General features: G+C 65.5%; 23 protein-coding genes and 1 tRNA gene. 10 read left to right on the top strand and 14 right to left on the bottom strand.

The genetic code is table 11. The features are described from left to right. Together FMZ75_RS21340 and FMZ75_RS13240 are read left to right on the top strand one after the other, a co-directional pair. The coding region (locus FMZ75_RS21340; RefSeq protein WP_207783435.1) for a hypothetical protein at nt 1-288 on the top strand (288 nt) is incomplete at its 5' end. A 62-nt stretch (nt 289-350) separates the two neighbouring features. Then, nucleotides 351-581, top strand: coding sequence for a hypothetical protein (locus FMZ75_RS13240; RefSeq protein ID WP_166143427.1), 231 nt, complete (start codon nt 351-353; stop codon nt 579-581). A 21-nt stretch (nt 582-602) separates the two neighbouring features. Here the strand turns inward: FMZ75_RS13240 and FMZ75_RS13245 are convergent, their stop codons facing one another. Next, the gene (locus tag FMZ75_RS13245; RefSeq protein WP_166143429.1) at nt 603-968 is read right to left on the bottom strand and encodes a hypothetical protein; all 366 of its coding nucleotides are present in this window, start codon (nt 966-968) and stop codon (nt 603-605) included. A gap of 193 nt (nt 969-1,161) precedes the next feature. After that, nucleotides 1,162-1,238: transfer RNA gene (locus FMZ75_RS13250), tRNA-His, on the bottom strand. A gap of 160 nt (nt 1,239-1,398) precedes the next feature. Between FMZ75_RS13250 and FMZ75_RS13255 the strand changes: the two genes are divergently transcribed. Both FMZ75_RS13255 and FMZ75_RS13260 read left to right on the top strand, forming a co-directional pair. Continuing rightward, the gene (locus tag FMZ75_RS13255) at nt 1,399-2,223 is read left to right on the top strand and encodes a carbon-nitrogen hydrolase family protein (protein WP_108916903.1); all 825 of its coding nucleotides are present in this window, start codon (nt 1,399-1,401) and stop codon (nt 2,221-2,223) included. Between the two features lie 228 nt (nt 2,224-2,451). Further along, nucleotides 2,452-2,790, top strand: a complete 339-nt coding sequence (locus tag FMZ75_RS13260) for an integration host factor subunit alpha (protein ID WP_108916904.1) — start codon at nt 2,452-2,454, stop codon at nt 2,788-2,790. A 58-nt stretch (nt 2,791-2,848) separates the two neighbouring features. Here FMZ75_RS13260 and FMZ75_RS13265 read toward each other — a convergent pair whose 3' ends face one another. Both FMZ75_RS13265 and FMZ75_RS13270 read right to left on the bottom strand, forming a co-directional pair. Further along, complete coding sequence (locus FMZ75_RS13265; protein ID WP_108916905.1) at nt 2,849-3,595, bottom strand: YebC/PmpR family DNA-binding transcriptional regulator; 747 nt, start codon at nt 3,593-3,595, stop codon at nt 2,849-2,851. 151 nt (nt 3,596-3,746) lie between these two features. After that, complete coding sequence (locus FMZ75_RS13270; protein WP_166143431.1) at nt 3,747-4,241, bottom strand: DUF4265 domain-containing protein; 495 nt, start codon at nt 4,239-4,241, stop codon at nt 3,747-3,749. Nucleotides 4,242-4,578: 337 nt separating this feature from the next. Here FMZ75_RS13270 and FMZ75_RS13275 point away from each other — a divergent pair, with 337 nt between their 5' ends. Then, nucleotides 4,579-4,920, top strand: a complete 342-nt coding sequence (locus tag FMZ75_RS13275; protein WP_108916907.1) for a YidB family protein — start codon at nt 4,579-4,581, stop codon at nt 4,918-4,920. 49 nt (nt 4,921-4,969) lie between these two features. Here the strand turns inward: FMZ75_RS13275 and FMZ75_RS13280 are convergent, their stop codons facing one another. The 3 genes from FMZ75_RS13280 to FMZ75_RS13290 form a co-directional block, all read right to left on the bottom strand. After that, entirely contained in the window at nt 4,970-6,034 is a 1,065-nt protein-coding gene (locus tag FMZ75_RS13280) for a hypothetical protein (RefSeq protein WP_246728966.1), read from the bottom strand. A 155-nt stretch (nt 6,035-6,189) separates the two neighbouring features. Further along, nucleotides 6,190-8,040, bottom strand: a complete 1,851-nt coding sequence (gene mutL, locus FMZ75_RS13285; RefSeq protein ID WP_166143433.1) for a DNA mismatch repair endonuclease MutL — start codon at nt 8,038-8,040, stop codon at nt 6,190-6,192. A gap of 84 nt (nt 8,041-8,124) precedes the next feature. Beyond that, a complete protein-coding gene (locus FMZ75_RS13290; protein ID WP_108916909.1) occupies nt 8,125-8,835 on the bottom strand; it encodes an outer membrane protein in 711 nt (236 codons plus the stop codon). Nucleotides 8,836-9,193: 358 nt separating this feature from the next. Between FMZ75_RS13290 and FMZ75_RS13295 the strand changes: the two genes are divergently transcribed. Then, the gene (locus tag FMZ75_RS13295; protein ID WP_142863635.1) at nt 9,194-9,655 is read left to right on the top strand and encodes a hypothetical protein; all 462 of its coding nucleotides are present in this window, start codon (nt 9,194-9,196) and stop codon (nt 9,653-9,655) included. 112 nt (nt 9,656-9,767) lie between these two features. After that, nucleotides 9,768-10,004, top strand: a complete 237-nt coding sequence (locus tag FMZ75_RS13300; protein ID WP_108916911.1) for a helix-turn-helix transcriptional regulator — start codon at nt 9,768-9,770, stop codon at nt 10,002-10,004. 260 nt (nt 10,005-10,264) lie between these two features. On the opposite strand, the gene FMZ75_RS13305 is transcribed toward FMZ75_RS13300, so the two are convergent. The 6 genes from FMZ75_RS13305 to FMZ75_RS13330 form a co-directional block, all read right to left on the bottom strand. Then, nucleotides 10,265-10,966, bottom strand: a complete 702-nt coding sequence (locus FMZ75_RS13305; RefSeq protein ID WP_166143435.1) for a hypothetical protein — start codon at nt 10,964-10,966, stop codon at nt 10,265-10,267. 821 nt (nt 10,967-11,787) lie between these two features. Next, nucleotides 11,788-12,384 (bottom strand): Yip1 family protein, encoded by a 597-nt coding sequence (locus tag FMZ75_RS13310; protein ID WP_108916914.1) that lies wholly within the window; start codon nt 12,382-12,384, stop codon nt 11,788-11,790. A gap of 93 nt (nt 12,385-12,477) precedes the next feature. Then, nucleotides 12,478-13,077, bottom strand: a complete 600-nt coding sequence (locus FMZ75_RS13315; RefSeq protein WP_166143437.1) for a hypothetical protein — start codon at nt 13,075-13,077, stop codon at nt 12,478-12,480. 125 nt (nt 13,078-13,202) lie between these two features. Then, nucleotides 13,203-13,856 (bottom strand): response regulator FixJ, encoded by a 654-nt coding sequence (gene fixJ / locus FMZ75_RS13320; RefSeq protein WP_166143439.1) that lies wholly within the window; start codon nt 13,854-13,856, stop codon nt 13,203-13,205. Next, on the bottom strand, nt 13,853-16,636 hold the full coding sequence (locus tag FMZ75_RS13325; protein WP_166143441.1) for a PAS domain S-box protein: 2,784 nt from the start codon (nt 16,634-16,636) through the stop codon (nt 13,853-13,855). Before FMZ75_RS13325 ends, fixJ begins: the two co-directional genes overlap by 4 nt. A gap of 310 nt (nt 16,637-16,946) precedes the next feature. Next, the gene (locus FMZ75_RS13330; protein ID WP_108916918.1) at nt 16,947-18,554 is read right to left on the bottom strand and encodes a globin-coupled sensor protein; all 1,608 of its coding nucleotides are present in this window, start codon (nt 18,552-18,554) and stop codon (nt 16,947-16,949) included. Nucleotides 18,555-18,788: 234 nt separating this feature from the next. On the opposite strand from FMZ75_RS13330, the gene FMZ75_RS13335 reads away from it, so the two are divergent. Next, complete coding sequence (locus FMZ75_RS13335; protein ID WP_166143443.1) at nt 18,789-21,320, top strand: DUF6165 family protein; 2,532 nt, start codon at nt 18,789-18,791, stop codon at nt 21,318-21,320. Nucleotides 21,321-21,324: 4 nt separating this feature from the next. On the opposite strand, the gene FMZ75_RS13340 is transcribed toward FMZ75_RS13335, so the two are convergent. Further along, entirely contained in the window at nt 21,325-22,656 is a 1,332-nt protein-coding gene (locus tag FMZ75_RS13340) for a TldD/PmbA family protein (RefSeq protein ID WP_166143445.1), read from the bottom strand. Between the two features lie 207 nt (nt 22,657-22,863). Here FMZ75_RS13340 and FMZ75_RS13345 point away from each other — a divergent pair, with 207 nt between their 5' ends. Further along, nucleotides 22,864-23,229 (top strand): hypothetical protein, encoded by a 366-nt coding sequence (locus FMZ75_RS13345; protein ID WP_166143447.1) that lies wholly within the window; start codon nt 22,864-22,866, stop codon nt 23,227-23,229. A 90-nt stretch (nt 23,230-23,319) separates the two neighbouring features. Next, on the top strand, nt 23,320-23,877 hold the full coding sequence (locus FMZ75_RS13350) for an RNA polymerase sigma factor (RefSeq protein ID WP_166143449.1): 558 nt from the start codon (nt 23,320-23,322) through the stop codon (nt 23,875-23,877). Nucleotides 23,878-23,892 lie beyond the last annotated feature (15 nt).

Here is a 23,892-nt window from a genome sequence, read left to right on the forward strand (position 1 = left end):
CTGAACCAATCGCTGGCAAAGCTTTGCGCCAAAGGCTTGCAATGCCTTGTCGCAACGAATTGCAAGCTGCTCTTCCATTCCAGCGGCAATGGGACGGAAACGGCGCTTACGTTCATGACTTTCGCACAACGTAAGTCACTGACGAATCGCGGTCAACGCATTTGTGCGAAAGTTAGGAGTTTCGTTCAGGCTGCGGCGCTGCGTCTCGCACGTCCGGCCGGAGCATTGATCGCCCGCGAGAATTTGACAGGGGCCTACCCGGTGCCCCAAAATTCGCCCTGCGACTGAACATAATCCCCTTCGCAGCCCGAAATATAAATTTTCCGAAATTCCGAAGGCGCGGCTAAATCATGGACCCTGCGACAGCCTTTGTCCTCGGAGTCGTGGTTTGTGCGCTATACAATTGGTATAGCCGAACAATCGAGGAGGAAGACCGCCAGCGACGCATCGAACGGCAGGAAGCCTATGAACGCCGCGAGCGCGAATGGATTAAAAGCGAACTTCCAAAGATTGAAGAAGCGGAACGCCTGCAAAAGCTAAAGGACGAGAAACTTTGGCGCGAGCTGTTTCCCGACGACTGACGAAAAGCCTTAAGGTGCGAACTACCGCCGGGATGCCGACTTAGCCGGCTGCCGACAGCGATCGGTTGCAAGCACGGTTAGGAACTGTTGGCGCGCTTGTAATGCCGTGACTTCTTTTCCGGCGGCGTCTTTGAAATCCATGCCGAACCAAACCGGCCAGATTACGACGCCCACAACGCCCGCCGCGACGTTCTGAGCTACCTTCAAGCCTTCTTCGTCCGCGAGTTGATTCGCCCGCATGTTGTTGGCTTCGATTTCCGCCCGAATCATGGTGCAGTCGGAATAAGCGTCCTGCGCTTGCACGCTTGATACAGGTGCAGGATCACGCCCGGCGCAAGCTCCCAAAAACAGCGCCAGCCCCGTAGCAACAAGAACTCCAAAACGCATTGTGCGCCCCTCAAGCGTGAACGCTGCTATTATGTTGCGAGCCGGCCTAAATGCAACCGACGCTTACGCCGAGCGAGACGCCTTCCGCGCCCGACGAATCGACGCGCCGCTTAGACGCTTCGCCGTGGTTGCTAATAGGTAGCCAAGCGGGATGGTCCGGGAGGGGCAGAGCCATCTAAGCTCTTGAATTAAATGGTACCGCCACCCCGACTTGAACGGGGGACCCCCAGATCCACAATCTGGTGCTCTAACCAACTGAGCTATGGCGGCACGTCGGCGGGGCGGAAACTAGAAGCATCGCCGCGCCAATGCAATGCGGAAATGCAGGAAGGGAAGCGAAAATTTCCGCGTTTCGTCGCCGCCGCGCCGGTCTAGAATGCCGCTCCCATGGCGGCGGCGCCGCCCCTTCCAGCCCGTGAGACGTGAAGCGATGAAAGTCACCCTGGTCCAGATGAATTCGGTCAGCGACAAGGCCGCCAATCTCGCCGCCGCCCGGGCGCTCATCGACCAGGCCGTTCGCGAGGAGCGCCCGGACTGGATCTGTCTGCCGGAGGTTTTCGACTTCATCGGCGGCAATCGCGCCGACAAGGCCGCCGCCGCCGAGGAACTGCCCGGCGGCCCCGCCTATTCGCTCTGCAGCGCCCTCGCCCGCGAATATGGCGTCTTCATCCACGCCGGCTCGATCCTGGAAAAAGTCCCCGGCGAGGAGCGCCTCCACAACACCACGGTGGCCTTCGATCGCAGCGGCGCGGAAGTGGCGCGCTACCGCAAGATTCACATGTTCGACATCACCGCCCCGGATGGCGCACAATATCGCGAGAGCGCCGCCTTCAAGCCCGGCGACGCAGTCGTCACCTATGATTGCGAGGGCGTCACCATAGGCTGCGCCATTTGCTACGATTTGCGCTTTCCCTATCTGTTCCAGGCGCTCGCCGACAAGGGCGCGGATATCGTCGCCCTGCCCTCCGCCTTCACCCTCGTCACCGGCAAGGATCATTGGGAAGTGCTGGCCCGCGCCCGGGCGATCGAGATCCAGGCCTATTTCTGCGCCCCGAATCAGACCGGCGCGCATAAGGCCGGGCATGAGACCCGCGCCAGCTATGGCAATTCGCTGATCGCCGACCCTTGGGGCCATGTGGTCGCCCGCGCTTCGGAGGGCGTCGGCCTCGTCTCGACGCGAATCGACCGCGAGCGCATCCGTAAGGTCCGCGCGATGATTCCGGTCGCGAGCCATCGGGTGAGCCTGCCCGGCTGAGCTGGCCGCGGCGCTGCGTTTACGATCTAACCAGCGGAGCCGTCAGGGGAAATCCCAGGCGCTCTTGCGCCGCTCGGCAAAGTGTGGCTACATTATTGTTTAGACTGCCGACAATCCGCAAAACAGGATAGCGCCGCCAAAAGGCGCCGGCAGAAGGGGGGAGCAAAAAATAATGGCCTCGCGAACCAAAAGCCGCGAAGCGGGCAGGCTTGCGCCCGCGTTCGTAGCATGACGAAGAAAATCGAGCCAGGGCGCACTTTGACGCGGGCGTCCCTGCGCGAGGCCGTGTACAGCTGTTGTCCAACGCTGTCGCGCGCCGAAGCCCGCCAAATCCTCGACGCCACATTCGAGGAGATCAGCGAAGCCCTGGTGCGGGGGGAATCGGTCAAGCTGCGCTCATTCGGCAGCTTCAACGTCCGCGCCAAGCGCGAACGCGTCGGCCGCAATCCCAAGACCGGCGTCGAGGCGCCGATCTGCTCGCGCAAGGTGCTGACCTTCAAGGCCTCGCCCGTGCTCATCGCGCAGGTGAACGGGCTGCCGACCGAGCATTTGGAAGAGGCGGACTGACAGCCGCCGCTTCCGGGAGAAGCGCAAATGCGAGCGGGGCCGTCGGCCCGCTCGCCTCTCAGCCCGAGAGCTTGGCGACCAGAGCGTCCGACACCTCGAAATTGGCGTAGACGTTCTGCACGTCGTCATTGTCCTCGAGCGCGCCGATCAGCTTGAGGATTTTCTCGCCCGCCTCATCATCGACAGCGACGGAATTCTGCGGCCGCCAGACCAGCGCGGCCTTTTTCGGCTCGCCGAATTTGGCTTCCAGCGCCTTGGCGACGTCGCGCAGCCCCTCGACCGAGGTGATGATCTCATGCGTCTCCTCGCCGGAGGAGACGTCTTCGGCCCCGGCCTCGATCGCCGCCTCCATCATCGCGTCCTCGGAGGCCGCCTTGCGCGCAAACTCGACGAGGCCGACGCGGTCGAACATGAAGGAGACGGCGCCGGTCTCCGCCAGCGCGCCGCCCGCTTTGGTGAAATAGGAGCGAATCTCGCCGGCGGTGCGATTGCGATTGTCGGTCAGCGCCTCGATGATGACGGCGACGCCGCCCGGCGCATAGCCCTCATAGCGCACCTCGTCGTAATTCTCGGCGTCGGCGCCCGAGGCCTTTTTGATGGCGCGCTCGATATTGTCCTTGGGCATGTTCTCGGCGCGGGCCGCCAGCACGGCGGCGCGCAGCCGGGCGTTCATATTGGGGTCGGGCAGGCCCATTTTGGCGGCGACGGTGATTTCGCGGGCGAGCTTGGAGAAGAGCTTGGAGCGAATCGCGTCCTGCTTGCCCTTCTTATGCATGATGTTCTTGAACTGACTATGTCCCGCCATCGTCCCGGCCCTTGAAAATTCCGCTTTCCTGCCCCGCAGGGCGTCGCCGCGTCATATACGCCGGCGCCGCGCGGAAATAAAGGAAGGCGGAGGCGGCCGCGCCGCGCCCATTGTTCGCCGCTCGAGCTTCGGCGATCCCGCTCGACGGGAGTCACCAGATCGGCAGCATTCCGTCGATGAAGGTGGTGGAGCCGATCTGATAGAGCCAGAAGCCTTTCGATTCGCCTTCGGCGATGATCGCATGAGCCTCGGCGATGTCGACCAGATCCGGAATGTCGACGCTCAGCAGCAGCTTGCGCCCGACCGTCAGATCGACATGCATGCTCTCGTAAGAGCAGCCCATCGCCTTCAGGAGCCGCCAGTCGGAGCCGGCAAGGACCTCTTCGCCGTCGACCAGCAGCATATAAGTCGAATGACCGCTCGTTTCCGCCACGCGCGTGAAATCGAAAATGCCGCTCTCCGCCCGGGGCGTCGCGACGACAATGTCCCTAAACGCCACTCCCATCACGAAATAGGGCGAGTTCAAGAGCCGAAACCGCGTCCAATCGCTTCCTTCGACAGGCTCGGCCCAGAGCGTTTCCGTGCCATGGCCATGCCAATCCTGCGGGTCGAGAGAGAACAAGACTTGCGGCTTGCCATCCACCATGGCCCCTTTCTCGAAACGAAAACTCTGCGAAGATGACGTGAAACGAGCGCGTTTCCGGCCGAAGCGGCTCCGGCTCGGCGTCGGCGACGCCTCGAGACGAGAGCCTGGGCCCCATCCGTGCTTCGAGGAAACACGGATAAATTCTAGCCGAGCGCGCCGCTCCCCGTCAATTCGCCGGCGGCCCGCGCTCGGCCCGCGCTCGGCCCGCTCTTGGCCGCCGCCTCCTCCTCGCGCGGCGCCGCGCCGCATGGAAGAGCCGCCGCCGCGCCCTAAATGATCACCGTCGTCGCGCCCGCTCGAGGTCGCGGCGCTCCGGCTCGCGCCAAGGAGGACGAAAATGGGTCTGCTGGACGGAATCATCGGCGGCGCGATCGGCGTCGAACTCGCCACGCTGATCAACGGCTATATCGAGAAGCGCGGCGGCTTGCAGAACGTGCTCCAGGATTTCGAGAAGAGCGGCTATGGCGAAAAGGTCAAATCCTGGGTCGGAACCGGCCCGAATTTGCCGATCTCCGCGGAGCAGGTGCAGCAGACGCTCGGCTCCGACCGCGTGAAGGAGCTCGGCAATAAATTCGGCATTCCGATGGACAAGGTTTCGGCGGCGCTGGCCGAATATCTGCCCAAGGTCGTCGACAAGGCGACGCCCGAGGGCAAGCTGCCGCCGCAGCAGCCGCACTGAGACCGACCGCCGGGCGGAGCTTGGAAAAGCTCCGCTCAGCTCCGGTTCGTCAGGCGCGTTTCGATTGCGCGGCCTCGCCGGGCTCGACGGCGGTCGCCGCCGCCATCTCCGCCATTCGCGCGCCGAGATCGACGATCGCCTGCCGCAGAACCAGCACCTCGCGCTCGACGGGCGCGGCCTCGACGGGCGCCGCCGCCGGGGGGACGGCCATGGTCTCGCGCAAATGCGCATGGTCCTTGCGCAGCGCCTCGATCGCCCCTTGCAGAATCGCATTGTCGGAGCGCGCGGCCTCCAGCCGATCGGCGTGGTCGCGCTCCTCGGCGCGGGCGACGCGCAGCGCGGCTTCGAGATGCTCGATCTCGGCCGCAGAGCTGCGCTCCAGCGCCGCCAGCCGCGCGCGCGCCTCGTCGCGATCCTTTTTCAGATCGGCCTTTTCCAAAACCGCCGCGTCGAGCTCGCGCGTCGTGCGCGCCAGCACGCCATCGACGGCGGAGAGCCGCGCCGCCACGGCGGAGGCCGCGGCGAAATCGCCCTGCAGCGCGTCGAGCCGCTGGCGCAGCTCGGCGTTCTGCACATGCAGGCTGGCGATGCTGGATTCGTGCGTCTCCACCTGCGCGCGGCTCTCGCTGCCGAGACGGGCGAGCTGCTCCTTGTCCATTTCGACATTGTGCAGATTGTAGATCAGCGTCTCGACGCGATCGGTCATGTCGTGCAGCGCCGTCTCGGTCGATTGCAGCAAAGCCGTGCGCTCTTCGAGAAAACCGCTCGTCTCGTTGAATTTGCGCTCGAATTCGTCGCCGCGGGCGAGCGCTTGCGTGAGCTCGCCGTCGAGCTGCGCGACGCGGGCGGCGTTGCGGCCGATCTCGACCATATCCTGCGTCTTGGTGGAGCGGACCGCCGCCATCTGCTGCTCGAGCCGACGATAGCGCACGGCGAATTCGCCGCGCAGCAGATCGCGCTCGGCCGCCATTTTCTCGATGGAGAGCGGCGTCAGCATATTGAGCCGGCGCAGCGACAGACGCATGGCCCGCCGCCAGAAGGCGGGCAGGAACATCAGCGTGAACAGCCCGGCCGCGAGGAACCCGAGCGCGAAAAACATCGCTTGTTCGATCAAGGCGCGGCGTTCCTTCGCTCTGGCTCGGGCGCTGTCATTTCCCTTCGCGGGCCGAATGTCGCAAAACGACAATGCCACGTCGCCGCCCTGAAATCAAAGCGCTCCGCCGCGCCCGGACTTAGGGGTTTTTCCGCGGCTTCCCGCTCCCTCGGGGCTCAGCTCCGGCCGAACAGCTTTTCTATGTCGGCGAGCTTCAACTCCACATAGGTCGGCCGGCCGTGATTGCACTGGCCGGCGCCCGGCGTCCGCTCCATTTCGCGCAATAGCGCATTCATCTCCTCGCCCGTCAGCCGCCGGCCGGCGCGCACCGAATGGTGACAGGCGACGCGCGCCAGAAGCGCATCGAGCCGCTGCGTCAACCCACGCGCGTCCCCCTCCTCGGCGAGGAGGTCGGCGATATCCTCGATCAGCCGTCCGACATCTATGTCGCCGAGCGCGGCCGGCGTCTCCCGCACCAGCGCAGCGCCTGGGCCGAAAGGCTCCAGCGCCAGACCGAGGGCGGCGAGCTCCTCTTGCGCGGAGAGCAGCGCGTCGAGCCGCGTTTCGTCCAGCTCGACGACGCGCGGAACCAGCAGCAGTTGGCGGGCGACGCCCTCCGCCTCGCGCTGCGCCTTCAATTTCTCATAGACGAGCCGCTCATGGGCGGCATGCTGATCGACGATGACGAGCCCGTCCTTTGTCTGCGCGACGATATAGGTCTCGTGCAGCTGCGCCCGCGCCGCGCCGAGCGGGGTCTCCACAGCGGCGGCCACAGGCGGCGCGGCGGCGGGCCGTGCGTCGGCCGAAGGCGGCCCCACATCGAAAGCCGCTTGCGGCGGCTCCGCAAAGCCGGCCGGGGCGCTGGGCGAGCCGCGCAAATTCCAGTCGAGCGGCCGGCTGCGCGGCGGCCCGCCGAAGGAAGAGAAGCCGCCGCCGCCGGAAGCCGGCGACCAGTCCCGCCCGGACGCCGTTCTGGCCCGCTCGGCCAGAACCTCCAGCGCGGCGCGGGCGGGCGTGTCGGCGCTGCGATGGAGCGCCGAGGCCAGCGCCTCCTTGAGCGCCCCCACCACCAGGCCGCGCGCGCGGCCGGGATCGGAAAAGCGCACCTCCGCCTTGGCCGGATGCACATTCACATCGACGATATGGGGATCGCATTCGAGGAACAGCGCCAGCGCCGGATGGCGGTCATGCGAGAGAAAATCGAGATAGGCGGCGCGGATCGCCCCGGAGAACAGTCTGTCGCGCACCGGACGGCCGTTCACATAGACAAATTGCATCAGCGCATTGGCGCGATGAAAAGTCGGCAGGCCGGCGAGCCCCTCGAGGCGGAACCCTTCCCGCTCGGCTCGCAGCGCGATCGCATTATCGGCGAAATCCGTCCCCAGCGCCTGGCCGATGCGCCGCGCCCGCCCCTCCTCCGAGGCCCCGCAGGCCGGATAATCGAAGGAGGCGCCCATATCGGCGGCGAAGGAGAAGCGCACGGCCGGATTGGCCATCGCCAGCCGTTTGACCACATCGACCACGGCCGCCGTCTCGGCCCGCTCGGTTTTCAAAAATTTGAGCCGCGCCGGCGTCGCCGCGAAGAGATCGCGCGCCTCCACCCGCGCGCCGCGCGGCCAATTGCTGGCTTTGAGCCCGCGCTTTTCGCCCGCCTCCACCCTGATCTGCGCGCCCATTTCGGCGCCGGCGGCGCGCGCGTCGATCGTCAGATCGGCGACGGCGGCGATGGAGGGCAGCGCCTCGCCGCGAAAGCCGAGCGTCGCAATGGCGGTGAGATCGCCATCGGGAATTTTCGAGGTGGCGTGACGCTCGACGGCGAGCGCCAGATCCTCGGCGCTCATCCCGCATCCATCGTCGATGACGCGAATGAGCCGCCGCCCGCCCGCCTCGATGGCGACATCGATGCGCGAGGCGCCGGCGTCGAGCGCGTTCTCGACCAGCTCTTTCACGGCGGAGGCCGGCCGCTCGATCACCTCGCCGGCGGCGATGCGATCGACGAGAATGGGATCGAGACGGCGAACGCGCATGAAGGGAGCCGGCGGTCGTGGATGGAGCGCGGCAATCTATAGGAGGGGAGCGATTCGGTGAAATGAATGCCGGCATATCGCCATTCACCGCGTGATGAAGCGATAGCTCACCTTCAATTTGAGAGAGCTGTTCCCGCCGCGATGGCGCGTGGACAGCAGCGGCAGCAACGGATTGGAGGCTTCACTCGGCGTATAGGTCCCAGAAGCGATGTATTCGAGCCCGACGCTCCAATGATCGTCGATGGCGTATTCCAGTCCGGCGCCCAAAGTGGGCTGGACGGCGACATGATCATATTTCTGATAGGTCGCGAGCGCGTGATAGGCGCGCTCGACATGCGCGAAATTCACGCCGCCCGTGACATAGAGCAACATGCGATCGAAGGCGTAGCCGACCCGCCCTCGCAGCGCGCCTTGCACGTCGGTCCTGCTGGCGACGGCGTAGCCGGCGAAGAGGTCGGCGTTGTTGGTGACGCCGTCCGCGCCGTTGATGTCGCCGACGACGCCCAGTACGACTGGACCGATGCGCCAATCGTAGCCCGCATGAACGCCGCCGATCAGACTGGATCCATGGCTTTTCGTCTGGGTCAGCAAAATGTCGGCGGGCGAGAACAGCGATTGCGTGCGATCTCCAAACCCCGCCCATCCGATTTGGCCGCCCGCGTAGAATCCGTCGAACAAGAGGAAGCTCGGCGGCGGGGCGACCGCAAGTCGGACGTCCCGCGTCGGCAGATCGGCCGCGCTGGCCGCCCCGGCGAACAAAGTGGCGATGGAAACGAAAATCCCGGTTTTCATCATCGATCCTTTCCAGGCGAGGTCGGCGCAGCCGCGGCGGTCCAGCCGACTCTCTACGCATCAATAATTTTACGTTTTACATAAAATTTTTTGTGTGTCAATATAGAAACATGTTGTGAAAGCCCGAGCGGCTGACGCTGGGCCCCAGGTCTCGCCGCCGGAGAGGCGGGTTCGAAAGCGATCGGCGGCGACGTGATGAAGCGCCGTGAGGCGCGATCGCCTCGACCGACGAGAAACAGCGGCCGCGCGACATTCTCAGCGCGTTGCGCGGCCTCGGTTCCGGCCCGATAGGATAGATTTCGATGGCGAAGCGAACGACGAGTCGAAACCCGCTGAATGGGGCAAAGCTACGGAGATCGATATGAGTGACGCGAATTTCGAGGCGAATCTGTCCAACGCGACCGAGCGGTCGGCGGCATTGAGCACGAAGCTACGATCGGCGTGCCGCACGATCCGAATTGCGACCACGCTCTGGGCCATGTGGAATTTCGGCGTTTATGCATGGGTCTGGAGCGATCGGGACGCTCTGCTCGCCCGGCAAGCGAAACTCTATGGCCTCGATCCGACGACCGTGACCGATATTCGCTACTGGTCGGCCTCCGCTCTCGAATTCGTCTCTTGGCTGGTTTCGCTGATCGTCGTCTTCCGGGTCTGGCGGCTGACCCGCGCCTATCTCGATGGTCGCGTGTTCACGATGGAAGCCGCCTCCCGGCTGCGCGACGTGGCTCTCGCGGGTCTCATGGCGACGGCGGTCGATGCGGTCCTCGGCCCGCTGAGCGGAGCTCTGGTGCTGAATGATCTCCTGGGGAGGGTGCCCGTCTAACCCCACCTATCTGCTCTACGCTTTGATGAGCGGCTTCCTGCTGGCTCTCAGCGTCGTCTTCGAATCCGCGGCCGAGGTCGCAAACGAAAACGCTCAGTTCGTGTGAGAAAGAATGGCAATAATCGTCAATCTCGACGTGATGTTGGCGAAGCGAAAAATGCGCTCACGCGATCTCGCGCAACATATCGGCGTCGCCGAAACGAACGTCAGCCTTCTCAAATCGGGCAAGGTGAAAGGCGTGCGCTTCGAGACATTGGACAAAATCTGCCGAGCGCTCGACTGTCAGCCGGGAGACATTCTGGAATACCGTCCAGATAGACCCGAGACGACTTCGGATCGATTGGAATAGCGATAGCTCGCCCGGCGTTGTTTCGCCGAAGCCCGGCGCGCCGCGCGCGTTCAGAGCGAGGATCGATAACCTCGCGAACGACCGCATCGGGTCAGAGATCCTCGCCGTCCCGAATGGGGAGATTGCGCCATGAGCGGGTGTTCGTAGGCAAACGGTCGAACGACCGGAATCGACCGAAGGCGAACTTCGGAACTTTGCTCACTTGATCCGCTTTGGCATCTACAAGCGAATGCGCGGGCGGCCCGTCATCGAGGCCATCCTCAATTCGAAGGCGTCGTTGTGCTTATGTCCCAAGCGCCATTGTCGGCTTGGAAAAGAAACACAGATTTTTGCCCGGAGCTCGTAAAGCTTATCGCTCTGTCATTGACCCAGGCAGCGAATTTGGCTTTCGCCGGCAAGCGTTTCTTACTAGTTTTAGACGCCCATATTTTAATTGGCTTTTTGCCTCGGACATCGAGGATCGCGAAATCAGACTCGGTCACTCCGTCTACATCATATTCGATCGTAAGCGCCCAATTTCCGAGCGGCGAAAAATGGGGGATTGCATACCCGAAATCCAGCGTGCGTCCTGTTCGACCATCGACAGCAATGACGTCCCTGTCGTCTACCCCGAAGTCTGCCACGACGAAAATATGCATTGATGGATAAAAATCAGCGAGTCCATAGCCATAGCCGCCTCCTTCCATCGCGCCAGTTTCATCCTTGTTCTTGAAATTTTTTCTGTCGCCATTGTCCATGCGCAGGACAAGTGTTCCGCCTCGCATTGCCGCCAGTGGGCCAGCCAATGCGATGCATTTTTTGCTGAATTCTTCGGTGGATGTGTTTGGGATAGATTCGCGGCAGGTTCTGGCTCGCGATACAGGCGCAGCGGCCTCTGTTGGTTCGGAAGGCTGCTCCGCCCGAGTTGGCAAAGGCGTGTAGGCCAAAATATGGACTGCAAGCAAAAGAGCAAAAATTCGCATCTGGCGAGCCCTGTTTAACGCGTAACAAACTAATTGCCATGCCCGCGATAGTAGACATGTCGGAATTCGTTGGGAAGTGCTGCTTTGCCACCCTAAAGTGGGCGTTTGGCAGAGTCCTTACGGGTGGCCGCTTCGGGTCAGAGATCTCCCTTCGCCGTCCCGAAGGGGGCCTTCTCCCGCAAGCGGGCTATCCGGATTCACCTATCGCGAAACTCTGCGGCCGTCCTGGCCGGGACGAGCCCGGTCAGGACGCCGTGGGGCGAGGAGAATGTGCCCATGCGATCGCCCTCGAGCGGGAAAAGGAGATGCGCTGGCGTCCTCCACCACGGGTCTTCCATTCTCGGCCCTTGACATATCCTGAAAATATTCCTATCTCTCCCTCGCTCCCGCCGACGCAAGGGCGCGTTTCTCGGGTCAGGGAACGCGGGCGGGAGCCGGCTCCATCCGGGACGGCGACCCCCGTCCCTGGACAGGCGGCGCGTCGCCGGATCGGCGTTTCTCTCCCGTCCATAGGGAAGAGCGAGAGCCGTTCCGTGAGCCCAAGCCTTCGGAAGCGATCGGATCTTGAATGCGAAAGCCCAGGATTCGCGGGTCCGAATGCGCCTCGGGACGTCGACGAGAAGGCGAAGCCGCGTTTCGGGACGCTCCGGAACCGACAGATTTTTATAGCGCTGCGGCCAAAGGGGCCGGAGCGTCCCGAACCGCCCCTCCTCTCCCGCCGCCGCGAGGCGCCGGGCGCTTCGGCGCGGGCGGATGATAATCCTATCTCGAAGCCGCGAGGGAACGAGATTCGACTGCGCGCATCGCGAGACGCCGCGCCGTCACGGCGTCGGCATAGGGACCAGCGTATGGACGATGAAGCCGTGCAGAAAGGCCGCCGCTACGCCCAGCACGAGGCCCGCCGCCGTATAGACGTCGGAATATTCCTCCTTGCTGCGCATCATCCGCGAGACGCCGACATAGAAGAGATAGACGGCGTAGACGCCGAGCACGTCGAGCCAGCGCAGGCCCGGAACGAGGCCGAAGATTTCGGCGAGCCAGATCGGCGTGTAGGAATAGGCGATGAGCTTCAGCGCCCGCAGATCGTCGCGCTTGCCCTCGAAGCTCGGCGCGAGATGCGAGATCGCCAGAGCGACGCCATAGAGCAGCGGCAGGCCGAGCCCATATTGCAGAGCCGAGCGCATGAGGCCGCCGACGAAAGGATAATGAACCACGCTGGAGCCGCGCGAGACGCCGAACAACCAATTGCCCAGGAAATTGGCCACGGCCGGGATCGCCGCCATATAGAGAATGTAATTGCGATAGAGATCGACCGCGGTCGTCGGCTCGGCCTCGATCGCCTGCCATTCCGTCTTCGGCGACACGATGATGCGCTTGGCGCGCTCGCCGATATCCTTCAGCCGCTCCTTGATATCCATCTTTCGCTCCCCTGCCTTCGGTCGTTGCGCCGCGCGGGGAGACTGGCCCAAGGCGCGCGCAGAAACAAGCGCGCCGGCTCGATCGGGCTCCGCTCAGTCGGGCTCCGCTCGATCGGGCTCTGTTCGATCGGGCTCGTCTCGATCCGCCCCGGTCCATTCCCGCGCCAGCTCCTCCGCGCCCATCAGCCGGGCGAAGCAGGAGAGAAGCGGCAGCGTCGCGGCGCGCTTCGACAGCGCCTCCGCCTCGCAGTCGAGCGGAAAGGGCGAGGCGTCCTTGACCACTATGATCGGATGGCCGGCGAGAAAGCCGTCGATCGCCGTCTCCATGCAGAGATCGCCGAGCGTGTCGCCGAGCAGAATCAGCAGCGGGCCGCCGAGACTCTCGAACAGACGCACGAAGCCGGCGTCGCGCAGCAGCGACGGGCCCTCCGCCCGCAGCACCGTCGCCCGCGGCCCGGCCGCCCGCAGCGCCTCGCCGGCCGCGGCGGAAGCGTCCGCGCGCTGCAATGCGAGATCATGCTCGACGAAGACGGTGGGCAGGCCCGCCGCGTCCCATCGTCCCAGAAGAGCCGCGCCCGATCGCTCGAGCGCATTCTGCGATCGCGCCGGCCGCGGCTCGCGCGGCGGGCGCCTTTCGGCGATGCAGACCAATATGGCCCTGGGTCGCTTGTAGACGATAGGCGATCGAAACACGGCCGTGTCCGTTCTAATTGCGCCCTCGGCCGTCCGACGCCATCGCCGGATTTTCGAGGACCCGCGTGAAATCTCACATTTTTCTACTTATGCGCGAATGGTAACAGAACGGATGCGTCGCCGCATCACCCGTCTCGGGGAGCCTCGCTCTGGCTCTCGGTCTCGCGCTCGGCGCGGGGCGGCTGCACGAGCGACATGCGCACGAGCTCCGGCAGGCTGCCGGCCTGCATTTTGGCCATCACATTGGCGCGATGGACCTCCACCGTGCGCACGCTGATGCCGAGCTCATGGGCGATGATCTTATTGGGCTGGCCCTTGAGCAGCGCGGCGAGCACCTCGTTCTCGCGGCTCGTCAGCGTGGTGAGGCGGCGCTGTATCTCCTGCGCCTGGAGATCGCGCGCCCGCTTGCCGCTGTCATAGGCGAGCGCTTGGCGCACGGCGTTGAGGAGAGATTCGTCGGTGAAGGGCTTTTCGAGGAGATCGAGCGCGCCCTCCTTCATCGCCTGAACGGCGAGCGGCACATCGGCGTGAGCGGAAATCACCACGACCGGCAGCGACAGCCCCATGTTCTTCACCTTCAGCAGCAGCTCCATGCCGGTCATCTCCGGCATACGCACATCGGTGACGATGCATCCGGTGCCGGCGCGATCGACTTCGGCGAGGAAGTCGACGGCCGAACCATGCGTCACGACTTCATGTCCCTCTGTCGTCAATAGCAAGCGCAGCGCGTCGCGAACGGCGGCGTCGTCGTCGATGACATGCACGATCGGCTCGCTCACTCTTCCTCCTCCATCGCGGCGAGCGGCAGCGTGAAGCTGAGTGTCGCGCCGCCGTCGCTATTGGGACCGGCCCAGATTTTTCCATAATGCGCGTCGACGATCGAACGCGCGATGGTGAGGCCGACGCCGAGACCGTTCGGCTTCGTCGTGGCGAAAGGCTCGAACAGGCTCGCGCGCGCCTCCTCCGAGAGGCCCGCGCCCGTATCGGCGACGTCGAGCCGGATCATCGACCGGCCCGCGAGCGAAGTCGAGATGGTCATCTTGCGCGTCTGCGCGGCGCCCATCGCATCGCGGGCGTTGCGCATCAGATTGACCAGCACCTGCTTGATCTGCACGCGATCGGCGAGAATGCGGTCGTCGGCGGCGTCGAGCCGGAAGACGACATTTATGTTCGACTGCTTGGCTTCGACGATGACGAGCTCATGCGCCTCGTCGACGATGTCGTGCAGATTTTGCAGCGTCTTGTCCGGCTCGCCGCGCGAGATGAACTCGCGCAGATGCGCGATGATCTGACCGGCGCGCACGATCTGCGTCGCGGCGTTGTCGAGCGCGTCCTCGACATTGGCGGGACGCTGATCGACCGGCATTTGCAAGAGGCGGCGCGCCGCCTTCAGATAGATGGCGGTCGCCGACAGCGGCTGATTGAGCTCATGCGCGAGGCCGGCCGCGAGCTCGCCCACGGCGTCGAGACGCTCGGCGTGCAGCTTCTGCATACGCGCCTCGATCTTGCGCCGCTCGGTCAAATCGCGAACGAAGGCGATGTAGAGGCGACGGCCGTGATAGGAGGCCTCGCTCACCGCGAGATCGACCGGAAAGAGCCCGCCGTCCTTGCGGCGCCCTTGCGTCTCTACGACATTGCCGAGCGTCTCCGGTCCCTCGAAGAAGCCGGCGTCGACGCAGGCCTTGCGGCCGCCGAACAAATGCACGGGAACCAAGGTCTCGACATGCGCGCCGATCGCCTCCGCCTTGGCGTAGCCGAACATGCGAACGGCGGCGGAGTTCAGCGATTGGATCGCGCCTTTCTCGTCGACGGTGAGAATGGCGTCATGCGCGCCTTCCACAGTGGCGTAGAGACGCGCCTCCTTGTCGACGAGCGCCTGCTCTATGCGCTTGCGCTCGGTGACGTCCTGCAGATAGCCGTGCCACAATGTCCCGCCGTCGGCCTCGCGCGTCGGGCGCGATTGCGCCTCCACCCAGATGAAGCCCTTGCGCGGATGATCATAGCGATAGCTCTCGCGCCACACGGTCAAGGCGCGCGCCGATTCGGCGATGCTGGCGAGAACGCGCGGCAGATCCTCGGGATGCACGCGCGCGAATTTGCCCTCGACTCCGCGCCGCAGCGACTCGGCGTCGATGCCGTAGATATCCTCGACATTGGGCGAAGCGTAGGGCATGGAGGCCGTGCCGTCCGGCGCGAGTCGATAGGAGGCGATGAGCCCTGGCACGGAGGCGGCGATGCCGGCGAGCTGATCGGCGAGCCGCGCCTTCTCGCGCAATTCGCGCTCGGTCGTCTTTTTCTCGGTAATGTCGGTGGCGACGCCGATGAGCCGCACGGCGCAGCCGTTCTCGACCAAGGCCTGGGCGCGACATGCGATCCAGCGCAGAGCGCCGTCGCTCTTTCTGTGGATGCGGAACTCTGCCTGATAGCGCCCCTCGCCGTGCGGATCGACCGCCGAGCGCATCGATTGGCGCACCGACGCGACATCATCCTCGTGCACGATGGCGAAGACCACCTCCGGCGAGAGGGGCTGATCGGCGGGAAAGCCATAGATCTCGCGATATTTCTGATCGGCCTCGGTGACGTCCGCTGCGATGTCGTATTCCCAGCTGCCGATCGCGCCGGCCGCGAGCGCGAGACGCAGGCGCTCATTGCTGCGGCGCAGAGAATCCTCGATCTCGCGGCGGTCGGTCACGTCGATGGCGGCGCCGATCGCGCGGGTCGCGACGACGCCGCGCGCGCTGCGGCGAAACTCGATCTGTCCGGCGAGCGCGATCCAGCGCAAGGCGCCGTCCATGCGTCGAATCCGCATCTCATGGCTCCACTCGCCATTCTTGGCGCCCGCGCAGGCCTCCAGAAACTTGCGCTCGAAATCCTTCTTGTCGGCGTCGAGCAGCATGGCGCCCGCCTCGGCGAAGCCGAGCGTCTGATCCGGCGCCAAGCCGAGAATTTCATGCATGGTGACGGAAAAGCGGTTCGCCCCGGTGACGAAATCGACGTCGAAAGTGCCGACGCGGCCGGCCGCCACCGCGAGGCGCGACCATTTCTCGCGCTCGCGCAGCGCCTCGGTCGCGGCGAAAGATCGCTCCATCCATTTCGTCTGGGCGAGATCGGTGACGATGGCGAGGCGCGGCCGCGCCGTCTCGGCCGGCGCGCCGAGCTCTATGCTCACCGGCAACAGCGAGCCGTCGGCGCGGCGGAGCTCGAACTCGCGGCTCGCCGCCTCCGGCGCCGCGAAAAAAGCGGCGAAGCGCTCCGCCTGATCGGGCGCGACATGATCGAAGACGCTGTCGCCGATGAGCTGCGCCGCCGGACGCCCGATCATCTCGCGGAACTGGCGATTGCAATGGAGAATTGCGCCATCGGCGGCGAGCTCGACGGAGCCTTCGCGCATTTGCTCGAGCAGCCGGCGGCAGAAATGCTCGGCCTCGCGCGGCGATCGCGAAGCGGCCGGCGCCGTCGCGCGCGCTCCGAGACGGTCGCGGCTCTGCCCGGCCTCGAAGAGAAGCCGCCGCAGATCCTCGATGTCCTGAAGCCGATCGCCCTGTTCGTCCACTGACATCCTCTCCACTACCCGAGCCGGGAAAGTATTCCCGCCACGGCGCGGCCACGGAACGCGCTCGCGCGAAAGTCGCGTTCGAGTCGTCGGCGACGCGCCTCGGGCGCGATCAGGAGGCGAAAGCTTGCGCCTCGCGAAGGGATGGGTGGCTTGTAAGGCAGGCGCGCGCGGCAAGCTGCCTGTGGAAACTACTTAGCACGCCGGCCGCGATATCGGCGGAGCCCGGCGCGAGAATTCGACGACAAAGCGCGCCAGATCGACGATCTGGCGCGCTTTTGCGCGTGACGGAACGATTTGTTCGAAAGCCGAAGGATCAGAACTCCTCCCAACCTTCGTCGGCGGCGGGAGCCGAGGCGCTGCGTCCTCCGGCGGAGGCGACGCGCCGGCGCGCCGGCGCCGCCTCCATGCGCCGCTCGCTCGCGCGCGGAGCCGGAGCGGAACGCGCGCCCTCGCCATTCTGAAGACGAAACACCGAGATGAGGCTCGAAAGCTCCTCCGCCTCATGGCTGAGGCTGTGACTGGCGGCCGTGGTCTCCTCCACCATGGTGGCGTTCTGCTGCGTCATGCTGTCGAGCTGGCCGACCGCGCGATTGACCTCGGTGAGGCCGGTCGCCTGCTCGCGCGAGCCGGCGGCGATGTCGATCACCACGCGGCTCACCTCGCCGACCTGCGAGACGATGCGCTCCAGCGCCGCGCCGGTCTCCGTCACCAGCACCACGCCATTCTCCACCTGCGAGGTCGAGGCGGCGATCAGCGCCTTGATCTCCTTGGCCGCTTCGGCCGAGCGCTGCGCCAGCGCACGCACTTCCGAGGCGACGACGGCGAAGCCGCGTCCCGCCTCGCCCGCGCGCGCCGCCTCGACGCCCGCGTTGAGCGCGAGAAGATTGGTCTGAAAGGCGATCTCGTCGATGACGCCGATGATCTTGCCGATGTCGCGCGTCGAATTCTCGATGCGCCGCATCGCCTCCACCGCGTCGCGCACGATGGCGCCGCCCTTCTCGGCGTCGGAGCGCGTCACCTCGAACACCTCGCTCGCATGGCGCGTGCTGTCGGCGGTCTTGTTCACCGTGGCCGTGATCTGCTCGAGCGCAGCGGCCGTCTCCTCGAGGTTGGCGGCCTGCGCCTCGGTTCGGCGCGCGAGATTGTCGGAGGCCTTGGCGATCTCGGCGCTCGACGAGCGGATCGCGCTCGCGGAGGCGCCCACATCGGCGAAGGCGGCGGCGAGCTTGACGGCGGCGTTGTTGAAATCTTCCTTGATCTTGTCGAAGCCGCCGTCGAGCTTGTCGACGACGCGGCGCTGCAGATCGCCGCGCGCGAGCTCCTCCAGCGCATGGGCCATGATGTCGAGCGCATGGCGCTGATGCGCCTCCGCCTCGGCGCGCTGCGCCTCGGCGGCGCGACGCTCCTCGCGCAGCACGTCGAGATAGACCGACACGGAGAGATTCATATCGAGGAACACCGCCTTGACGAGCGCCGCCACGCCGCGCGACGTGCGATCGACGCGCGTCTTGCCGGCCAGCATGGAGCCCGCGAGATTGTCCTCGACAATGGCCTGGATCAGACGCTCGGTGATGAGCGCATAGGCGGAGATATAAAAGCTCGGCTCCAGACCTATGCGGGCGTGCGCCTGGCCGACGGCCGTCACCATGCGCACATATTCCGCGCCGAACTCGGCCTCGGTGATCTGCGCCCAATGGCGCATCTGGGCGGCTTTCGCCGCCGCCATATGGCGCTCGTCCGAAAAGAAGCCGCGCAATTTGGCGTCGCCGCGCACCTTCTCGTAAAATGCGTCGAGCGCCGGAGCGAGCGCCTTGGCGATGACCGGCTTGACCTGACGAAGCGCGGCGCGGGCGGACTCGCCCATCTCCATGAACGCCAAACTATCGTCGAGCGACGCGCTGCTCTTCAGAGATCCGGACATCCTCTTCCCCTCGCAATTGGCCGACCATCGGCGCGCCCGTCCCGGATGAAACGAATCGATTCGCGCTGTCCCGATGCTATTGGATTAAGCGATTTGGGAAGTTTCGGCATTACTAACATGTCATAATTCGTCGTTGCGTCGCAATGATGCATACGCTGAAACATTATAACGTCAGTTAGAGACAAGCTCGTCCCGCTAGTCGAAAGCTTCGTCCCTCTGCGCGAGGCTTACTCGTTGAAATCGAAACAGCAGAAACGACATGCAGCCGCCGCGCCGCGGCCTGCCGAGGCGAACGAATTCCTCGCCGGACTGATGGCGAGCCTGAAGGCGGACGATCTTTCGACCGCCGTGCGTAAAATCGACGCATCGCGCGCGCTCGTCGACCGACATGCGTTCGCGAGCTATCTCGCCGGGCTCGTTCGCGTCTCGCTCGGGCAGGACGAAGCGGCGATCGATCATTTCGGCAAAGCGATCGCGATCGATCCCGATCACGCGCAGGCGCTCTACGGCCGCGCGGTGGCGCTGCAAAAATCCGGGCGCGTCGACGCCGCCATCGCCGATCATGAGAAATCGCTGCGGCTCGATCCCGGCAATGTCGAGGGATGGCTGAATTACGGCGACGCTCTGCAAATGGCGGGGCGCGGCGGCGCAGCCGTCGAAGCCTATGGACGACTGCTGGCGCTGGCGCCGAGCCATGCGCAGGGCCTCGCCAATCGCGGCCTCTCCCTGCACGCCATCGGCGAGGATGCGCGCGCGATCGAAGATTACGATCGCGCCATCGCGCTTCTCCCCGCCGATCCCGTCTTATTGCGCAATAAAGCGGTCTCGCTCGCGCGGCTCGCGCGCCATGAAGACGCGCTCGATTGCTTCGCGCGCGCCTTCGCGCTCGATCCCTCCTGTCTCGACGCCGCCGATGGCGCGTTCGCTGCGCTCGTCGCGCTGCGCCTCTTCGAGGAGGCCGTCTCCTTCTGCGACACTGTGCTGAGCCTTTCGCCCGGCCATGTTCCGGCGCTGCTGACCAAGGCCAATGCGCTGCACGAAACCAAGCGCTACGCCGCGGCGCTGTCGATCTTCGACGAAGCCCTCGCGCGCGCGCCGCAGGATCCCAAGCTGCTGACCAATCGCGGCATGTGCCTGTTCGAGCTCGGCCGGCTCGAGGAGGCGCAGTCTTGCGCGCTCGCAGCCATCGCCGCCGATCCGACATTCGCGCTCGCCTGGCGCTGTCGCGGCATGGTGGAGATGCGCCGTTCCGATCTCGACAACGCCCTCGCCTCCTTCGACGCGGCGCTGCGCCTCGCCGATGACGAGCCGGACGTTCATTGCGGCCGCGGCATCGTGCTGAAGGAGCTCGGCCGCTTCGACGAGGCGCGCGTCGAATTCGACCGCGCGCTCGCGATCGATCCGCGCCATGCGGAGACGAAAGCCAATAAGGGCACGCTGCTGCTGCTGCGCGGCGAGTTCGAGCAGGGCCTCGATCTGTTCGAACATCGCTGGGTGCTCGACGACCGCCCCAAGACAGAGATCGCCTATCGCTGGCCGGAATGGCGCGGCGAGCCGCTGGCCGGCAAATCCATTCTCATTCTCGACGAGGCGGGGCTCGGCGACGCGCTGCAATTCATCCGCTATGCGCCTCTGCTGGCGAAGGCGGGCGCGAAGGTCGCCTATCATTGCCGCCCCGCGCTGCAGCGCCTGATGCGCGGCCTCGGCGAGAATGTCGAGATCATCGCCGCTCCGGCGCAGGATGCGGCTTATGATTATTGCGTCACTCTGTGCAGCCTGCCGCGCGCTTTCGGGACGCGCGCGGAGACGATACCGGGCGAATCCTATCTTCGCGCCGAGCCGGAACGCGCAGCGCTGTGGCGCGAGCGCCTCTCGGGCGAAGGATTGAAGGTCGGAATCGCCTGGCATGGCAGCTCGCATTCGCGCTCGGACCATGCGCGCGCCGCGCCGCTCTCGGCCTTCGCGCCGCTCGGCGCCATTGCGGGCGTGCGGCTCTATAGTCTGCAGAAGAATTTCGGCGCCGATCAATTGCGCGACGCGCCGATGCCCGTCATGTCCTTCGGCGAGGATTTCGACGCCGGCGCCGACGCCTTCGTCGATACGGCCGCCGTCATCGAAAATCTCGATCTCGTCGTGACGATCGACACCTCCATCGCCCATCTCGCCGGCGCGCTCGGCAAGCCGGTGTGGATCGCGATCAAGCAGGCGCCGGAATGGCGCTGGCAATTGGAGCGCGAGGACAGCCCCTGGTACAATAGCGCGCGCCTCTTCCGTCAGCGGACGCGCGGCGATTGGAGCGACGTCTTCGCGCGCATGGCGCAGGAATTGGAGGCGCTGGCCGCGCCGCGCGCAAAGGCGGCGGAGGCGGAGGCCATTCTCATTCCGGGCTCGGTCGGCGAGCTCATCGACCGCATCACCATTCTCGAGATAAAGGCCGAAAAAATCGCCGACGCCGCCAAGCGCGCCAATGTGGCGCGCGAGCTCGCGCTGCTACAGGGACTGCGCGCGGAGCGCGGCTTCGCCGGCGGCGCGCTGGACGCGCTGACGCGCGAGCTGAAAGAGACCAATCTCGCGCTGTGGAACATAGAGGACGATATTCGCAATTGCGAGAAGCGCAGCGATTTCGGCCCGCAATTCATCGCGCTGGCGCGCAGCGTCTATCAGCGCAACGACCATCGCGCGGCGCTGAAGAAGCGCATCAACCTCGCCTGCGGCTCTCTGATCGTGGAAGAAAAATCCTACGACGAGGCTCCACGCGCCTCGTGAGGCGTCAAATCCCGCTCGATTTCGACGAGAATTCGAAGCCTTCGATCAGCATGGGCGGCGCGGAGATCGCGGCGCCCCCCATTTCCGTCTTCACGCGCTCGCTCGCGCCGATGGCCGCTATGCGCGAGAAGACGCCATCGAGATTGTCATTGAAGCGCATATTGCGCGCCGGCGCGACGATCTCGCCATTCTCGACGAGGAAATTGCCGTCGCGCGTCAGCCCGGTGAGCAGCAGGCTGCGCGGATCGACCATATTGGTGTACCAAAAGCGCGTCACCAAAATGCCGCGCTTCGTTTGCCGGATCATCTCCTCGAGGCTCGCCGCCCCGCCCGCCACTGTGAAATTGCCCGCCGTCGGAACGGCCTCCAGACCCGTCTTCTGCGCCCAGTAGCGCGGGCGGGCGAGGCTCTTCAGCACGCCCTTCTCCACCCAGAGCCGCGGCTCCTGCGCCAGCCCCTCCTCGCCGAAAGGAGCCTCCGGCGCCGTCGCGTCGCGCGGATCGGAACGGATCGAAAAATCCGAGCCGAACAGCGCCTCGCCGAGCTTGGTTCCGCCGCCGGCGCGCGAGAAGAAGCTGCGGCCCTCGTCGGCCGGACGCGCGCGCAGCATCCACATCAGCCATTGGGCGAGCTCGCCGACCGCTGTCGGCTCCAAAATCACCGTATAGCGTCCGGGCTCGAGATCGAGCGGCTCCTCGTCGCGCGCCGCCTTCCGCGCGGCGCGGCGGCCGATCGCGGCCGGATCGAGATGCGCGACCGCGAAATAGCGCGCTCCCGCCCAGCCGGACCAGCCGTCGTTCGCATGGCGCGCCGTGGTCGAGAGATCGACGAAGCTCTCTCGATCATAAGCGAAGAGGCCGGCGCTGGAGGCCAGCGCCGAAAAGCGGCGGCCGGCAGCCGCGCAGCCGAACATATTCACCTTGCGCTCGGCTCCCTCGGCGACGACGCGCGCGGTCGCCTCGGTGAGGAAGCGAAGATCGAGCGCCGCGGTCGCCTCGTCATAGCGCGCGCTCTCCAGATAGTTCTGCGCGCCGAGCGGCGGCAGAAATTCGGGGTCCTCCGGCAGGAGCCGCGCGATCTCCTCCGAGCGCGCCACGGCGCGGGCGAGCTCTTCCCGATCCAGCCCGCCGACCGAGACCGAGCCGACCCGCCCGCCGATATGGGATTCGACGCGCGTGCTCACACGGGCCGCGGCGACATTGGTGGTCACGCCGCCGCCCGCGAAACGCAGGCTCTGCGCTTCCTCGCCCTCGATCAGGATCGAGCAGGACTCCGCCCTGGACGAAGCGCGCAGACGATCGGCGAGGGCGAGGGCGTCGTCTCGCGTCAAGAACATGATCGATTTCTCTCTCTTCGGCGGCGCCGGCGGCCGCCGGCGGTCGCATGATAAGATGGACGGCCCCCGCCCGAAAAGCCTTCCGGCGCGACCGGCACTGTGTCCGCCGCGCAACAGCCGGCCGATATTCGGCCGCGCCCGCGCCCGATCATTGACCGGGGAATTCCCGCGGACCTATTTTTGCCGCCGATGAGGACATTTTCCTCCATGCGCCGCCAGCCGCGCCGGCTCCTCGCCTGCGCCACGGTGTTTCTCGCCCTCTTGCAGGCCGTCGCGCTCTTCGGCTCGATGGCGCGCGCGCATGGCTCCGCCGGCCCGGGACTATCGGCGAGCTCTCTCTGCGCCGCCATCCGCGATAGCGACGGCCGGCCCATCGCCCATCATATAGGCGAGCATCATTGCGTCCTGTGCACGGACCGGAGCGTCGAGCCCCCCGCGCTCGCACCCATCGCCGCGCCGCTCCCGCTGCGGCCCGACGGAGTCGCCAGCATCGGAGCGCGCGCGCTGTCGCCGCGCGCGCCGCCGCTCGGCTGGGCGAGCTCCTGGTCCTCGCGCGCGCCGCCATCGGCTTAGAAAATTAGAATGCCGCCGCCCCTCTCGGGCGGACGGCCCCGCTCGACTTTTCGGATCAATCGCGTTCGCGCGCCACCAGGGCGTTCCACTTTGTCTCGATCGATCTCGTCGCGCGGCGATCCGCCTGCGGACGCCGAGCCGGAATCCGTGGCTCGGCGGCTTCGCGAGCTGTTCCTCGCCCATAAGCGCGATCTCTTCGGCTTTCTCGTGCGCAAGGTCGGCGCAGTCGATGCGCCCGATCTGCTGCAGGAGACCTTTCTGCGCATGGTCCGCCACGACCGGCCCGAGACCATCGAGGACCCGCCGGCCTTTCTCAAGCAGATCGCAGTCAATCTCGCCCGTGATTTCGCCCGCCGCCGCAAGACGGAGGCGGGCTGCCTCCAATTCGGCGACTATGTGATCGATCCGCCGGCGCCGGAAACGCCGATCGAGGAGCGGCTCGACTACGAGCGGCGCTCGGCGCTGCTGAAGGCGGCCATGGAGACATTGCCGCCGCGCTGTCGCGAGGCCTTCGATCTGCACATCTATAATGACGTCCCGCTCGCCGAGGTGGCGCGGCGGATGGACATATCCGACCGCATGGCGCGCAAGCACGTCAGCCTCGCGCTGCGCGCCTGCCGCGCCGCGCTGCGGAGCGAGGCCGAGTGATTTTTTCCCGTTTCG

The sequence above is a fragment of the Methylosinus sp. RM1 genome, from assembly GCF_011378635.1.
Taxonomy (GTDB): domain Bacteria; phylum Pseudomonadota; class Alphaproteobacteria; order Rhizobiales; family Beijerinckiaceae; genus Methylosinus; species Methylosinus sporium.

What these genes read in the sequence shown, in the direction of transcription:
- FMZ75_RS13240 (WP_166143427.1), top strand. Translation starts at nt 351, where the DNA reads ATGGACCCTGCGACAGCCTTTGTCCTCGGAGTCGTGGTTTGTGCGCTA.
- FMZ75_RS13345 (WP_166143447.1), top strand. Translation starts at nt 22,864, where the DNA reads ATGCGCCGCCAGCCGCGCCGGCTCCTCGCCTGCGCCACGGTGTTTCTC.
- FMZ75_RS13255 (WP_108916903.1), top strand. Translation starts at nt 1,399, where the DNA reads ATGAAAGTCACCCTGGTCCAGATGAATTCGGTCAGCGACAAGGCCGCC.
- mutL (WP_166143433.1), bottom strand. Translation starts at nt 8,040, where the DNA reads ATGCGCGTTCGCCGTCTCGATCCCATTCTCGTCGATCGCATCGCCGCC.
- FMZ75_RS13260 (WP_108916904.1), top strand. Translation starts at nt 2,452, where the DNA reads ATGACGAAGAAAATCGAGCCAGGGCGCACTTTGACGCGGGCGTCCCTG.
- FMZ75_RS13330 (WP_108916918.1), bottom strand. Translation starts at nt 18,554, where the DNA reads ATGTCCGGATCTCTGAAGAGCAGCGCGTCGCTCGACGATAGTTTGGCG.
- FMZ75_RS13290 (WP_108916909.1), bottom strand. Translation starts at nt 8,835, where the DNA reads ATGATGAAAACCGGGATTTTCGTTTCCATCGCCACTTTGTTCGCCGGG.
- FMZ75_RS13340 (WP_166143445.1), bottom strand. Translation starts at nt 22,656, where the DNA reads ATGTTCTTGACGCGAGACGACGCCCTCGCCCTCGCCGATCGTCTGCGC.
- FMZ75_RS13300 (WP_108916911.1), top strand. Translation starts at nt 9,768, where the DNA reads ATGGCAATAATCGTCAATCTCGACGTGATGTTGGCGAAGCGAAAAATG.
- FMZ75_RS13310 (WP_108916914.1), bottom strand. Translation starts at nt 12,384, where the DNA reads ATGGATATCAAGGAGCGGCTGAAGGATATCGGCGAGCGCGCCAAGCGC.
- FMZ75_RS13325 (WP_166143441.1), bottom strand. Translation starts at nt 16,636, where the DNA reads ATGTCAGTGGACGAACAGGGCGATCGGCTTCAGGACATCGAGGATCTG.
- FMZ75_RS13295 (WP_142863635.1), top strand. Translation starts at nt 9,194, where the DNA reads ATGAGTGACGCGAATTTCGAGGCGAATCTGTCCAACGCGACCGAGCGG.
- FMZ75_RS13265 (WP_108916905.1), bottom strand. Translation starts at nt 3,595, where the DNA reads ATGGCGGGACATAGTCAGTTCAAGAACATCATGCATAAGAAGGGCAAG.
- FMZ75_RS13275 (WP_108916907.1), top strand. Translation starts at nt 4,579, where the DNA reads ATGGGTCTGCTGGACGGAATCATCGGCGGCGCGATCGGCGTCGAACTC.
- FMZ75_RS13245 (WP_166143429.1), bottom strand. Translation starts at nt 968, where the DNA reads ATGCGTTTTGGAGTTCTTGTTGCTACGGGGCTGGCGCTGTTTTTGGGA.
- FMZ75_RS13270 (WP_166143431.1), bottom strand. Translation starts at nt 4,241, where the DNA reads ATGGTGGATGGCAAGCCGCAAGTCTTGTTCTCTCTCGACCCGCAGGAT.
- FMZ75_RS13305 (WP_166143435.1), bottom strand. Translation starts at nt 10,966, where the DNA reads ATGCGAATTTTTGCTCTTTTGCTTGCAGTCCATATTTTGGCCTACACG.